This window comes from Lysobacter sp. Soil_N_23, from assembly GCF_057656135.1.
This window is the reverse complement of sequence record NZ_JBDGKY010000029.1, coordinates 1-13223: the sequence shown is the minus strand read 5'-3', so window position 1 is coordinate 13223 and position 13223 is coordinate 1. Positions and strand designations below refer to the sequence as shown.

Genomic DNA, 13223 nt, shown 5'->3' with positions numbered 1-13223 from the left:
AGGCCGGCAGACCGGCACTCGGGCGAGGAGGTAGCCGGGCATTATACCTGTCAATGATGACCTCTGCCTGTTCAGCTGGAGGCGCTGCAAGTACCCTTGTCTATGGCCCGGGCCGTCGCCATCTGGACGGCAAGTCTGAACGCTTTTTGCCCCCGCTTTTTTACCGTAATCCCCCCGAACACGTCCCAGGAGACGGATTCATGAGCCTGATCGCCACCTTCGACACCGACCGCGGCCCGATCCGCATCGAACTCGCCGCCGACAAGGCGCCGCTGACGGTCGCCAACTTCGTCAACCTGGCCCAGCGCGGCTTCTATGACGGCCTGAGCTTCCACCGCGTCATCAACGATTTCATGGTCCAGGGCGGCTGCCCGCTGGGCACCGGCACCGGCGGCCCCGGCTACCGCTTCGAGGACGAGGCCCGCAATGGCCTGAGCCACGAGCGCGGCGTGCTGTCGATGGCCAATGCCGGCCCGGGCACCAATGGCAGCCAGTTCTTCATCACCCATGTCCCGTGCCCGTGGCTGGACGGCAAGCACACGGTCTTCGGCAAGGTCCTGGAAGGCCAGCAGATCGTCGACAGCGTCAAGCAGGGCGACACGATCAAGTCGGTCAAGATCGAGGGCGATGCCGCCGCCGTGCTGGCCGCCAAGGCTGACCGCGTCGCCGAGTGGAACAAGACGCTCGACGCGAAGTAATCCGGTAATGCCGGATTACTCCCCAAGGTTCGCTGTGCGAACCTTGGGCCCCACGCCATAAGCCTCCAAATCCCCGCGCTGCCGCGCAGCCCCTTTACTAAAGGGGCTTGTGGTCACGGGGAGGCGGGTGGTTGCGTTCAGGGGCTTATGACCCGTCATCCCCGCGAAGGCGGGGACCCAGCGCCGTTGCTCTGCTGGGCTGACGGCAAGGGCCACGACGCTGGGTTCCCGCCTTCGCGGGAATGACAGGGTGTGGAGGCTGGGATGTCGGTCCGGCGGGGCGTTTTGACTCGTTCGTGCAACGAGCCGCCACAAACCTCCGTGCTAACATTCGCGGGCTCTGGCGGCTGCTCGTCGTGCCGCCCACAGCGACCCCACATCGACTCCCAGAGGTTCCCGCGATGCCCCAGCTTGCCCGGCGCATCGGTCGCGCCAAGCCCAGCGCGATCATGCAGGTTGCCGAGAAGGCCAAGCGGCTCAAAGCCGAAGGCCGCGACATCATCAGTTTCTCGATTGGTGTTCCCAACTTCCTCCCCGGCGAGCATGTCTATGCCGCAGCGCGTGATGCGCTGAGCAAGGACAGCGGCCAGTACGGCAGCAATCGCGGTGCCGACGCGATGCTCGATGCCTTCATCGAGCACATGGCGAAGATCGGCCTGACCGGCTACGGCCGCGTCAACATCGCCACCGGCATCGGCGCCAAGCATGTCATCTACAACCTGGCCGAGGCACTGCTCGACGAAGGCGACACTATCGTCTTCCCGACGCCGTACTGGACGAGCTACCTCGACATCGCCGACATCGTCAACGCGAAGGTCGACCTGTTGCCGTGCCCGGCTTCGCAGGACTACAAGCTCACGCCGGCGCAGCTCGATGTCGCGCTGGCGAAGAAGCCCAAGGTGTTCCTGTTCAACAATCCCTCGAACCCGACCGGCATGGTCTATTCGAAGGAAGAGATCGACGCGCTGGCCGACGTCGTCGCCAAGTACCCGGACACCTGGGTCATCACCGACGACATCTACAACCGGATGGTGTTCGACGGACTGGGCTACCACAACTTCGTGCATGCCCGTCCGGAGCTGCGCGAGCGCGTGATCTTCATCGACTCGCTGTCCAAGACCTACGGCATGCCGGGTTGGCGCGTGGGCTTCATGGCCGGTCCCGAAGCGGTCGCGCAGTCGATCGTGACGATGAACTCCAACCACATCACCAACATCCCGGAGATCGTCAGCGCTGCTGCGGTCGCCGCGCTGTCGGGCCCGCAGGACGTGCCGACGGCCAAGTGCGCCGAGTTCCAGGCCAAGCGTGACCAGGTGATGGCGGTGATGGATTCGATCCCGGGTGTGATCTGCCCGCGTCCGCAGGGTGCGTTCTACGTGTTCCCGGACATCAGTGTCGCCTTCGGCAAGACCCACGGTCCGACCGGCACGAAGATCGGCAACGACGTCGACTTCTGCAACGCGCTGCTGGAAGCCAAGGGCGTGGCCTGCGTGCCGGGCTCGGCGTTCGGCGAGCCGCGCGCGCTGCGCATCAGCTACACCTGCCCGACGCCGCAGCTCGCTCCGGGCCTGCAGCGGTTTGCAGAGTTCTTCGCCGAACTTGCGTAGAGCGAAGAGCGGGAACAGGGACCAGGGAACGGGGAGTGTGGGCATGAGGTCGCTTCACTCCCGCTAGCCGAAATCCTGTCTTCCGCTCTCCACGTCTCCGCCGTTGCTGCTTGCCACTCCCTGTTCCCCGTTCCCAGTTCCCGTTTTACTTTGGAGTCAACCATGAAGACCCCCGTCCGCGTTGCCGTTACCGGTGCTGCCGGCCAGATCGGCTACTCGCTGCTGTTCCGCATCGCTTCCGGCGAAATGCTCGGCAAGGACCAGCCCGTCATCCTGCAGATGCTCGAGCTGCCGATGGAGAAGGCCCAGGCCGCGCTCAAGGGCGTGATGATGGAGCTGGAAGATTGCGCGTTCCCGCTGCTGGCCGGCATGGTCGGCACCGATGACGCCGAGGTCGCGTTCAAGGACGCCGACATCGCCCTGCTGGTCGGCGCGCGTCCGCGCGGCCCGGGCATGGAGCGCAAGGACCTCCTGCTGGAGAACGCCAAGATCTTCACCGCCCAGGGCGCGGCGCTGAACAAGGTCGCTTCGCGCAACGTCAAGGTGCTGGTGGTCGGCAACCCGGCCAATACCAACGCCTACATCGCCATGAAGTCGGCGCCGGACCTGAAGGCTGCGAACTTCACCGCGATGCTGCGCCTGGACCACAACCGTGCGCTGTCGCAGCTGGCCTCCAAGGCCGGCGTGGCCGTGGCCGACATCGAGAAGCTGGTCGTCTGGGGCAACCACAGCCCGACCATGTACCCGGACTACCGCTTCGCCACCGTCAACGGTGCGTCGCTGAAGGACAAGATCAACGACGCCGACTGGAACGCCAACACCTTCGTCCCGCAGGTTGCCAAGCGCGGCGCGGCGATCATCGAGGCACGTGGCCTGTCGTCGGCGGCTTCGGCTGCCAACGCCGCCATCGACCATATCCGTGACTGGGTGCTGGGCAGCAACGGCAAGTGGGTGACGATGGGCGTGCCGTCGGACGGCAGCTACGGCATTCCGGAAGGCGTGCTGTATGGCGTGCCGGTGACCACCGCCAACGGCGAGTACACGCGCGTCGAAGGTCTGCCGGTCGACGAGTTCAGCCGCGCGGCGATGGACAAGACGCTGGCCGAGCTGGAAGAAGAGCGCGCCGGCGTTGCCCATCTGCTGGGTTGATTGATGCTGCCGGCTTCGTGCCGGTTGCGCTGAAAAAGGCGGCCTTCGGGCCGCCTTTTTCGTTTGCCGTTCGTAGGTTGCCGATCGCCCCGTCATCCCGGCGAACGCCGGGACCCAGTCCCGCAGCCCCGCAGTCTTATCACCGTCATCCCGGCGAACGCCGGGATCCAGGCCCGCAGCCCATCAGTCTCTGTCACCTTCATCCCGGCGAACGCCGGGATCCACCTTGACGTTGACGCTAGATGTGGAACCTCTGCCTGCGGTCGTCAATCGTCAACGCGTCAGCGCGCCAACTTCGGAGTGGCGTTGTCCGCAGGGGCGGGGAGCGCTCCGTCCCGCAGACGACATCCTGTCTTTATGCGGGACGCGGGACATCCATGTCCCGCTGCTCCGCACTCCCCGCCCCTGCGGACAACGCTGGCGATTGGCTGCACGGTCTTCGGCGAGCAACAAGCAACGACGCTGGGTTCCCGCCTGCGCGGGAATGACGGGGGCTGCGACTTTCGACCAAGGTCGTAACGCTTCCTTTCGCCCCTGGGGCTAGCCTCAACGCATAGTCGTTAGAGGGTGCCACGATGGGTTACGAGGAGTTCTACCGCCGCTCGATCGAACAGCCCGAGGCGTTCTGGGCCGAGCAGGCGAGGGCGATTTACTGGCACAAACCGCCGCAGCAGATCCTCGATTACTCCAACCCGCCGTTCCGCAAGTGGTTCGCCGGCGGCGAAACCAATCTCTGCTACAACGCGGTCGATCGCCACCTCGAGGCGCGCGGCGAACAGCTGGCGCTGGTGGCTATCTCGTCGGAAACCCACGTCACCCGCGAAGTCAGCTATCGCGAACTGCACGCCGAAGTGAACACCTTCGCCGCAGTGCTCAAGTCGCTTGGTGTCGGGCGCGGCGACCGCGTCGTGATCTACATGCCGAACATGGCCGAAGCCGTATTCGCGATGCTCGCCTGTGCACGCATCGGTGCGGTGCACTCGGTCGTGTTCGGTGGATTCGCCGCGCATAACCTGGCGCTGCGCATCGACGATGCAAAACCCAAACTGCTCATCTGCGCCGATGCCGGCATGCGCGGCGGTAAGGTCATCGCCTACAAGGCGCTGGTCGATGCCGCCTGCGCGGAGGCCGCGTCGCCGCCGCCTCATGTGCTGGTCGTCAGTCGCGGGCTCGATCCCGGATTCAATATCGTCGACGGCCGCGATGTCGACTACACGACGCTGCGCGCGAAGCACGACGGTGCGCAGGTCGATGTCGAGTGGCTGGAGTCGAATGAACCCAGCTACCTGCTCTACACCTCCGGGACCACCGGCAAGCCCAAGGGCGTGCAGCGCGATGTCGGCGGCTATGCGGTGGCGATGGCGTTGTCGATGTGGTCGATCTACGACGTGCGCGCCGGCCAGGTGATGTTCTCGACGTCCGATGTCGGCTGGGCGGTCGGGCATTCGTACAACGTCTACGGGCCGCTGATCGCCGGCGCGACATCGGTGCTGTACGAAGGCCTTCCCACCAACCCGGATCCGGGCATCTGGTGGCGCATCTGCGAGCAGTACGGGGTGCGCACGATGTTCTCCTCGCCGACCGGCATCCGCGTGCTGAAGAAGCAGGATCCGTCATGGCTGACGAAGCACGATCTGTCGGAGCTGCATTGGCTGTTCCTCGCCGGCGAGCCGCTGGACGAACCGACTGCGCACTGGATCACCGACGGCATCGGCAAGACCATCATCGACAACTACTGGCAGACCGAGACCGGCTGGCCGGTGCTGTCGCTGATGCCGGGTCTGGACATGAAACCGGTGAAGTTCGGCTCGCCTGGCCTGCCCACGCCCGGCTACAAGCTGCGCGTGATCGACGACAACAGCTGCGAGGATGTCACGCCGGGGCAGAAGGGCGTGCTGGTGATCGAACCGCCGCTGCCGCCAGGTTGCCTGACCACGGTGTGGAACGACGATGCGCGTTTCCTCTCGAGCTACTTCAGTCATTTCAGGCAACGGGTGTACAGCTCGCTCGACTGGGCGATCCGCGACGAGGATGGCTACACCTTCATCCTCGGCCGCACCGACGATGTCATCAACGTCGCCGGACACCGCCTGGGCACGCGCGAGATCGAGGAGTCGTGCTCGACGCATCCCAGCGTCGCCGAGGCGGCGGTGATCGGTGTGCATGACGAACTCAAGGGGCAGGTGCCGGTGGTGTTTGCGACGTTGAAGCAGGCGCTGGCCGGCGAGTCCGCGGCGCAGGCGGCGGCGAGCATGCAGCAGCGGGTGGTCGAGCAGTTGGGCGGGGTGGCGCGGCCGGCGCGGGTGTATGTGGTCAACGCGCTGCCCAAGACGCGCTCGGGCAAGCTGCTGCGACGCTCGATCCAGGCGCTGGCAGAGAACCGGGATCCGGGTGATCTGTCCACGCTGGATGACCCGGGTGCACTGGATGAGGTGCGGCGGGCGCTGGAGCGGGGCGCGGATTCGGGCGGGTGAACCATGAAAAAAACCGTCATCCTCGCGAAGGCGGGGACCCAGTGTCGTTGCCCTTGCCGATCTGCCGGAGCAACGACGCTGGGTCCCCGCCTTCGCGGGGATGACGGGTAGGGGGCAACGTCCATGGGTTCCCGCCTTCGCGGGAATGACGGGCACAGGCAAAGCCGACGCCGCCGGCCGAGGTGGCCTAAAATGCCCCCTCAACCAGGAGATGACATGACTTCGCAAGCCTCCGCCGGTGCACGTTTCCGCGCCGCCGTTTCTGAAGAATCCCCGCTGCAGGTGATGGGTGCCATCACCGCCTACGCCGGGCTGATGGCCAAGCGCGTCGGCTACAAGGCGCTGTACCTGTCCGGTGGTGGTGTCGCCGCCAACTCGCTCGGCGTGCCCGACCTGGGCATCAGCACGATGGAAGACGTGCTCACCGATGCGCGCCGGATAGTGGACGCCACGCAGATGCCGTTGCTGGTCGACATCGACACCGGCTGGGGCGGCGCCTTCAACATCGGTCGCACGATCAAGTCCTTCATCAACGTCGGCGTCGCCGCCGTGCACATGGAAGACCAGGTCGGCCAGAAGCGCTGCGGCCACCGCCCGGGCAAGGAAGTGGTGTCGATGTCGGAGATGGTCGATCGCGTCAAGTCGGCCGTCGATGCGCGCACCGACAGCAGCTTCGTGATCATGGCCCGCACCGATGCGGCCGCGGTAGAGGGCATCGATTCGGCGATCGAGCGCGCCTGCGCCTACGTCGAGGCCGGCGCCGACATGATCTTCCCCGAGGCGATGAACACGCTCGAGGATTACCGCCGCTTCAAGGCTGCCGTGAAGGTGCCGATCCTGGCCAACCTGACCGAGTTCGGTTCCACGCCGTTCTTCACCACCGACGAACTGCGCCAGGCCGATGTCGACATCGCCCTGTACTGCTGCGGCGCCTACCGCGCCATGAACAAGGCGGCCTTGAACTTCTACGAGACGGTGCGCCGCGAAGGCACGCAGAAGAGCCTCGTGCCGACCCTGCAGACGCGCGCGGAGCTCTATGACTACCTGGGCTACCACGCGTACGAAGACAAGCTCGACGCGCTGTTTGCGCGCGAGAAGTAGGAAGAATGGAAGTGGTCGGCCGACGGAGCGTACAGGGCCTCGACGTTGAGTCCCCCTGTCCCTATCTCCGCCGGCGCGTCCGTCCGCCATGCGACCGCGACGGGCGCGATACTGGCCCGCCACGGTCGCGTGCGACTTGCCCGTCGCAACTTGGCTTTACCCCCCTGCTGTAGCGCCACGATCCGCGGCGGCCAGCGCGTTTACGCAATACACCGCAACTTTTCCCGCGTTATCCCTGAGAACGACGGCCCCTGGCGGGACCGGACAAAAAATCCCCCGCCGACGTGGCCGAATGAGGAGACAAGCAATGAGTGACTCGGCACAGATCCTGCCCAAGGCCAAGAAATCCGTCGCCCTGAGCGGCACCGCCGCGGGCAATACCGCCTTGTGCACCGTCGGCCGCAGCGGCAACGACCTGCATTACCGCGGCTACGACATCCACGACCTGGCGACCAAGTCGACGTTCGAGGAAGTCGCGCACCTGCTCGTGCACGGCGCCTTGCCGACGGTGTCGCAGCTCAAGGCCTACAAGGCCAAGCTCAAGCGCCTGCGCGGCCTGCCGGCGATCGTTTCCGAAGCGCTGGAGCTGGTGCCGGCCAATGCACATCCGATGGACGTGCTGCGCACCGGTTGCTCGGTGCTGGGCACGGTGCTGCCCGAGCGCGAAGGCCACGCCGCTGCCGAGGCGCGCGACATCGCCGACAAGCTGGTCGCAAGCTTCGGTTCGATGCTGATCTACTGGTGGCACTTCACCCGCAACGGTCGCCGCATCGATGTTGAAACCGACGACGACAGCGTCGCCGCGCACTTCCTGCACCTGCTGCACGGCGAGCCGCCGAGCGCGCTGCATGCCGACTCGCTCGACAAGTCGCTGATCCTCTACGCCGAGCATGAGTTCAATGCTTCGACCTTCACCGCGCGCGTGATCGCCGGCACCGGTTCGGACCTGCATTCGTGCCTCACCGGCGCGATCGGTGCGTTGCGCGGCCCCAAGCACGGCGGTGCCAACGAAGTGGCGATGGACATCATCAGCCGCTACGGCAGCGCCGACGAGGCCGAGGCCGATATCCGCGCGCGCATGGAGCGCAAGGAAATCGTCATCGGCTTCGGCCACCCGGTGTACACCATCGGCGATCCGCGCAATCCGATCATCAAGGAGATCTCGCGCAAGCTGTGTGCCGACGGTGGCAACCAGATGCTGTTCGACGTGTCCGAGCGCATCGAGAACCTGATGATGGACACCAAGAAGATGTTCCCCAACCTCGACTGGTACAGCGCATCGGCCTACCACATGATGGGCATCCCGACGCCGATGTTCACGCCGCTGTTCGTGATCGCACGCACCACCGGCTGGAGCGCGCACGTGATCGAGCAGCGTGAGGACGGCAAGATCATCCGTCCGAGCGCGAACTACGTCGGTCCGGAAGATCGCGCGTACGTGGCGATCGACAAGCGCTGAAGCGCAAAGCTGCCCTCATCCGCCCTTCGGGCACCTTCTCCCGCAAGCGGGAGAAGGGACCTGCATTAGCCCCTCTCCCGCTTGCGGGAGAGGGGTTGGGGTGAGGGCAGGGCGGCACAGCCGGCCCCAGTCATTCGCCTTTCGTCTGATTCCCCCCAATTGGGCGGCCCCTGGGCCCGCCGCCCATGGCATAGTCGACCACGCCTTTCGTGGCCGATGGTTTTAGGGGAAGCCATGCGCGATGACGAAGTGCCGAACAAGACCGATGCCGGGCGCGATGAGATCCAGCAGCGCACGCGCAAACTGCCCAACGTATTGCGTTCGATCCTGCTGCTGGTCGATGGCCAGCGCAGCGCCGGGCAACTGCGCGACGTGATCGCAGGATTGCGCGGTCCGCCCGATGCGCTCGAGCAACTGCTCGCGTTGGGGCTGGTCGACGTGCCGCAGACCATGGCGGCCGCGGCGGCTGCCTCGATTCCCGGGCGAGTGACTGGGCAAATCTTCACTGCCGCTGTAACGGTAGCCATGGGCACCTCCGGGTCGACGGCCGGCGGTGGCGGTTACGCCCCGCTGTACACGCAGATGTCGGAAACCGTGCGTGAGCACCTGGGCCTGCGCGGCTATTTCCTGCAGCTCAAGATCGAACGCTGCACCGACGTGGACGAATTGCTGGCGCTGCTGCCGGACCTGAGCACGGCCCTGGCCAAGGCCCACAACGTCGGCTTTGCCGGTGAAATGGAGCGGCGCCTGCGCTCTCTGGTGACGGCCTAGTCCGTCCTGTCATCCTGATCGCAGCGAAGGATCTGCTTTTGAAGGCAGATCCCTCACCGCGTTCGCGATGACGCCGGGGAAGGCTCAGGCCAGCCCTTCGTCCTTCAGCGCCTTCTGCACGCCGGGGTCGGCGTCCATGCGCTGCCTGAAGGCCGCCAGGTTGGCCAGGCCGACCAGGTCGATACCCAGGCCATCGGCCCAGCGCAGGGTGATGTAGAGATACGGGTCGGCAAAGCTGCGGAAACCGGCCAGCCACTGCTTGCCGGCCAGCTGCCTGTCGGCGATTTCGAACTGGCTGCGGATGCGCTTGCGCGCGGTGGCCTTGACGGCGTCGTACTGCCCCTCGTCTTCGATGAAGGCCGCCGGGCCGAACAGCGGCTTGAACGCCGGGTGCAGGTCGGAGTTGACGAAGGCCAGCCAGCGGGCCGCCTCGCCGCGCTGGCGCGCGCTGCCGTCGCCGGCAAGGCCGGTCTCGGGGTAGCTGTCGGCGATGTAGCCCATGATCGCGGCGTTCTGGGTCAGCACGAAGTCGCCGTCGACCACCGCCGGCACGGCGCCGGTCGGGTTGATCGCCAGGTAGGCGGGCGCCTTCATCGAGTCCTTGTCCAGGATCTCGTACTCGAACGGCTGGCCGGTCCACTCCAGGGCGATGTGGTCGGCGGTCGAACAGGCGCCGGGCTTGGTGTAGAGCTTCATTGCGAACTCCGCGGGGGCGTGGAATCGACCACTATCGCCGACTCGTCCCGCGTGCTCAACGCCACGGCTGCAACACTCCATGGAAGCATTGTGGGAGCGGATTCAGCCGCGACGGCGCCGCAGCAACCTGTCGCGGCTGAAGCCGCTCCCACAACTGCCGCCGCGCCTCAGGTGCGGCGCGGCTTCAACGACTGCACCTTGTAGAAGGTGTGGTCGCCGATCGTGGCCACCTGGTAGGCGGTGCGCCAGCTCGGGCTGGCGATCGCGTGGGCGGCGAAGTGACTGGCACCGGGCACGATCTCCTTGCGCTGGCCGGGCGGCAGGGCCCAGTTGCGCTCGGCATCTAGGGCCACGGTGACGGCCGCGCCCCACGCCTCGGTGTTGGTCAGGCGCGTGCCCGGGGCCACCAGGGTCGGCGCGAACTGCTTGCGGGCGGTGACCACGTCACAGACCGTGTTGCCCCACAGGCCACTGTCACGGCGGCGCAGGGCCACTTCCGCCACCGCCTTCTGGCCGCGCACGGACTGGTCGCGGGCTTCCAGGTAGACGGTGGTGCTCAGGCACAGCGAATCGGCGGTTTGCGGCGGAAGCACAGAGGCCAGCCACAGGATCCAAGCCAGTTTCATCTAATCGGACTCCTTGCTCCGTTGCGCCGTTCCGCAGCGCGGTCGCCGTCCCTGTTGGGAAACACGGCAACTGCGGCGCGAACCGGCATGGCGTACTGGGGAGGGCAGCGGGCTCTGCGGCACGCTTTTGCCCCTTCACCTAAACCGCGGGAGGCGCGGGCGGTGTGGGTCGCCACCAAGGGGGTGGCTGAAAAGTTGGCGCAAGGTAGCGGCGGAAGTATAAATGCCAGCTGAATGGCTAATTCGTAACCATCGGATTGTCTTGGGTTTTTTATCTGAACAGGCGGCTGAAAGCCCCGTCCCGTGAGGCTCTCAGCATCCGTGCGCCGGCGCCGGTCACAGCGTCGCGGCGAGTCGGGAAGCCTGGGCGATGGCGCGTTTTGCGTCGAGTTCGGCCGCCACATCGGCCCCTCCGATCACGTGGACCGGCTGGCCACTGCCGGCAGATTGACCCCCCAATTGGCCCGCCAGCGGCTTGAACGGCTCCTGACCCGCGCAGATCACCACGTGGTCGACCGGCAGGGTCTGGTCGCTGCCGTCGACCCGGATGTGCAGGCCCTCGTCGTCGACCCCGAGGTACTCGACGCCGCCGAGCATGCGGACCTTCCTGGCCTTGAGCGTGGCGCGGTGGATCCAGCCGGTGGTCTTGCCCAGGCGGGCACCCGGTCGGCCCGGGCTGCGCTGCAGCAGCCAGACTTCGCGTACGGGCGGCTCCGGTTGCGCCGGAGCCAGGCCACCACGGGTGGCGCCGGCGTAACCCAGGTCGACGCCCCACTCGGCGCGCCAGCGGGCCGGGTCGACGGCGTCGGGGTCGGTCGGGCCCGGGTGGTGCACCAGGAACTCGGCGACGTCGAAGCCGATGCCGCCGGCGCCGATCAGGGCGACCTTGCGCCCCGGCACGACCCGGCCACTGAGGACATCCAGGTAGCTGACCACCTTGGGATGGTCGGCGCCGGCAAAGTCGACTTCGCGCGGACGGATGCCGGTGGCCAGCACGACGTCGTCGAAGCCGGCGAGGGTGTTCGCGTCGGCGCGGGTGTTCAGGCGCAGCTCGACGCCGGTCTGCGCGATGCGGCGACCGAAGTAGCGCAGGGTCTCGTGGAACTCTTCCTTGCCCGGGATGCGCTTGGCCAGGTTGAACTGGCCGCCGATCTCGCTGCCTGCTTCGAACAGGGTGACGTGGTGGCCGCGCCCGGCGGCGACGGTCGCGCAGGCCAGGCCCGCCGGACCTGCGCCGACCACGGCGATGCGACGCGGCGACGTGGTCGGCGTGTAGTTGAGTTCGGTCTCGGCGCAGGCGCGCGGGTTGACCAGGCAGCTGGCGGTCTTGTTCTCGAACACATGGTCCAGGCACGCCTGGTTGCAGGCGATGCAGGTGTTGATGTCGTCGGCGCGCTGCTCGCGCGCCTTGTTGACCCACTGCGGGTCTGCCAGCAGCGGCCGCGCCATCGACACCATGTCGGCGTCGCCGCTGGCCAGCACGCGCTCGGCGACCTGCGGCATGTTGATGCGGTTGGTGGTGATCAGCGGCAGCGACACGTGCGGCTTCAGTCGGCCGGTGATGCCAGTGAACGCGGCGCGCGGCACCGAGGTGGCGATGGTCGGAATGCGCGCCTCGTGCCAGCCGATGCCGGTGTTGATCAAGGTCGCACCGGCCGCTTCGACGGCCTTCGCCTGTTGCACTACTTCATCCCATGCCAGGCCTTCGTCGACCAGATCGAGCATCGACAGGCGATAGACGATGATGAAATCCGGCCCGCATGCATCGCGGATGCGACGGACGATTTCGACGGCAAAGCGCATGCGCTTGTTGGCGTCGCCTCCCCAGGCGTCGTTGCGCTTGTTGGTGCGCGGGGCGGTGAACTGGTTGAGCAGGTAGCCTTCCGAGCCCATCACTTCCACGCCGTCATAGCCGCCCTCGCGGGCGAGCTGGGCGGTGCGGACGAAAGCGCGGATCTGGCGCTCGACGCCGCCGGCCGAGAGGGCGCGCGGCGTGAACGGGTTGATCGGCGCCTTGAGCTTGCTGGGCGCCACCTGCAGCGGGCTGTAACCGTAGCGGCCGGCGTGCAGGATCTGCAGACAGATGCGCCCGCCGTGGCCGTGCACGGCGGAGGTGACCTGACGGTGGCGACGCACTTCCCACGGCCAGCGCAGGGTGCCGCCGAAGGGCTTGAGCCAGCCGGCCAGGTTGGGCGAGAAACCACCGGTGACGATCAGGCCGACGCCACCGGCGGCGCGCTCGCCGAAATAGGCCGCCAGCTTCGGGAAGTCGGCGGCCTTGTCCTCCAGCCCGGTGTGCATCGAGCCCATCAGCACGCGGTTGCGCAGGGTGCAGAAGCCCAGGTCGAGCGGCTCGAACAGGCGGGGGTAGAGCGGGTGCGGAGTGGCGGTGCTTTCGAAGCTCAGGGGGCTGGCGGCCGTCATGGCGAATACGCTGGCGTACGGAAGCGGCACCATGCCGGGAAAGCGGGCCGGCGGCAAGCGTCAGCAAGGTTTGGAGTGTGCTTGTCGTCCCGAACGTAGTGAGGGACCTGCTGGTGCTGTTGTGTGTTGGGCTTTCGTCTGCGGAGTGGCGTCGTCCGCCGGGCCGGGGATTGCTCCGCCCCTTCGTCGGACATCCTGTCCGAAGGCGGGGCGTGGGC

General features: G+C 66.6%; 10 protein-coding genes. 7 read left to right on the top strand and 3 right to left on the bottom strand.

Annotation, left to right across the window (positions count from 1 at the left end):
• The first annotated feature begins 200 nt into the window (after positions 1 to 200).
• The 7 genes from AC3A3X_RS16500 (at position 201) to AC3A3X_RS16470 (ending at position 9259) form a co-directional block, all read left to right on the top strand.
• Positions 201 to 698, top strand: a complete 498-nt coding sequence (locus AC3A3X_RS16500; RefSeq protein WP_487584112.1) for a peptidylprolyl isomerase — start codon at positions 201 to 203, stop codon at positions 696 to 698.
• Between the two features lie 401 nt (positions 699 to 1099).
• Positions 1100 to 2305, top strand: a complete 1206-nt coding sequence (locus AC3A3X_RS16495; RefSeq protein ID WP_487584111.1) for a pyridoxal phosphate-dependent aminotransferase — start codon at positions 1100 to 1102, stop codon at positions 2303 to 2305.
• Positions 2306 to 2467: 162 nt separating this feature from the next.
• A complete protein-coding gene (locus AC3A3X_RS16490) occupies positions 2468 to 3454 on the top strand; it encodes a malate dehydrogenase (protein WP_487584110.1) in 987 nt (328 codons plus the stop codon).
• A 575-nt stretch (positions 3455 to 4029) separates the two neighbouring features.
• The gene (gene prpE / locus AC3A3X_RS16485; protein ID WP_487584109.1) at positions 4030 to 5928 is read left to right on the top strand and encodes a propionate--CoA ligase; all 1899 of its coding nucleotides are present in this window, start codon (positions 4030 to 4032) and stop codon (positions 5926 to 5928) included.
• Between the two features lie 216 nt (positions 5929 to 6144).
• Positions 6145 to 7029, top strand: coding sequence for a methylisocitrate lyase (prpB, locus tag AC3A3X_RS16480; protein ID WP_487584108.1), 885 nt, complete (start codon positions 6145 to 6147; stop codon positions 7027 to 7029).
• A gap of 307 nt (positions 7030 to 7336) precedes the next feature.
• Positions 7337 to 8488 carry a bifunctional 2-methylcitrate synthase/citrate synthase gene (prpC, locus tag AC3A3X_RS16475; protein WP_487584107.1) on the top strand — a complete coding sequence of 384 codons (1152 nt, stop codon included), beginning with the start codon at positions 7337 to 7339 and terminating at the stop codon, positions 8486 to 8488.
• Positions 8489 to 8722: 234 nt separating this feature from the next.
• Positions 8723 to 9259 (top strand): hypothetical protein, encoded by a 537-nt coding sequence (locus AC3A3X_RS16470; RefSeq protein ID WP_487584106.1) that lies wholly within the window; start codon positions 8723 to 8725, stop codon positions 9257 to 9259.
• An 84-nt stretch (positions 9260 to 9343) separates the two neighbouring features.
• Here the strand turns inward: AC3A3X_RS16470 and AC3A3X_RS16465 are convergent, their stop codons facing one another.
• The 3 genes from AC3A3X_RS16465 to AC3A3X_RS16455 form a co-directional block, all read right to left on the bottom strand.
• Positions 9344 to 9955 carry a glutathione S-transferase family protein gene (locus tag AC3A3X_RS16465; RefSeq protein WP_487584105.1) on the bottom strand — a complete coding sequence of 204 codons (612 nt, stop codon included), beginning with the start codon at positions 9953 to 9955 and terminating at the stop codon, positions 9344 to 9346.
• Positions 9956 to 10122: 167 nt separating this feature from the next.
• A complete protein-coding gene (locus AC3A3X_RS16460) occupies positions 10123 to 10581 on the bottom strand; it encodes a cell wall hydrolase (protein ID WP_487584104.1) in 459 nt (152 codons plus the stop codon).
• 336 nt (positions 10582 to 10917) lie between these two features.
• The gene (locus AC3A3X_RS16455; RefSeq protein ID WP_487584103.1) at positions 10918 to 13005 is read right to left on the bottom strand and encodes an oxidoreductase; all 2088 of its coding nucleotides are present in this window, start codon (positions 13003 to 13005) and stop codon (positions 10918 to 10920) included.
• Positions 13006 to 13223: the final 218 nt, after the last annotated feature.

Bases quoted from the DNA above. Each gene is read 5' to 3' on its own strand.
- AC3A3X_RS16470 (WP_487584106.1), top strand. From the start codon at position 8,723: ATGCGCGATGACGAAGTGCCGAACAAGACCGATGCCGGGCGCGATGAG.
- AC3A3X_RS16495 (WP_487584111.1), top strand. From the start codon at position 1,100: ATGCCCCAGCTTGCCCGGCGCATCGGTCGCGCCAAGCCCAGCGCGATC.
- AC3A3X_RS16500 (WP_487584112.1), top strand. From the start codon at position 201: ATGAGCCTGATCGCCACCTTCGACACCGACCGCGGCCCGATCCGCATC.
- AC3A3X_RS16460 (WP_487584104.1), bottom strand. From the start codon at position 10,581: ATGAAACTGGCTTGGATCCTGTGGCTGGCCTCTGTGCTTCCGCCGCAA.
- prpE (WP_487584109.1), top strand. From the start codon at position 4,030: ATGGGTTACGAGGAGTTCTACCGCCGCTCGATCGAACAGCCCGAGGCG.
- prpB (WP_487584108.1), top strand. From the start codon at position 6,145: ATGACTTCGCAAGCCTCCGCCGGTGCACGTTTCCGCGCCGCCGTTTCT.
- prpC (WP_487584107.1), top strand. From the start codon at position 7,337: ATGAGTGACTCGGCACAGATCCTGCCCAAGGCCAAGAAATCCGTCGCC.
- AC3A3X_RS16455 (WP_487584103.1), bottom strand. From the start codon at position 13,005: ATGACGGCCGCCAGCCCCCTGAGCTTCGAAAGCACCGCCACTCCGCAC.
- AC3A3X_RS16465 (WP_487584105.1), bottom strand. From the start codon at position 9,955: ATGAAGCTCTACACCAAGCCCGGCGCCTGTTCGACCGCCGACCACATC.
- AC3A3X_RS16490 (WP_487584110.1), top strand. From the start codon at position 2,468: ATGAAGACCCCCGTCCGCGTTGCCGTTACCGGTGCTGCCGGCCAGATC.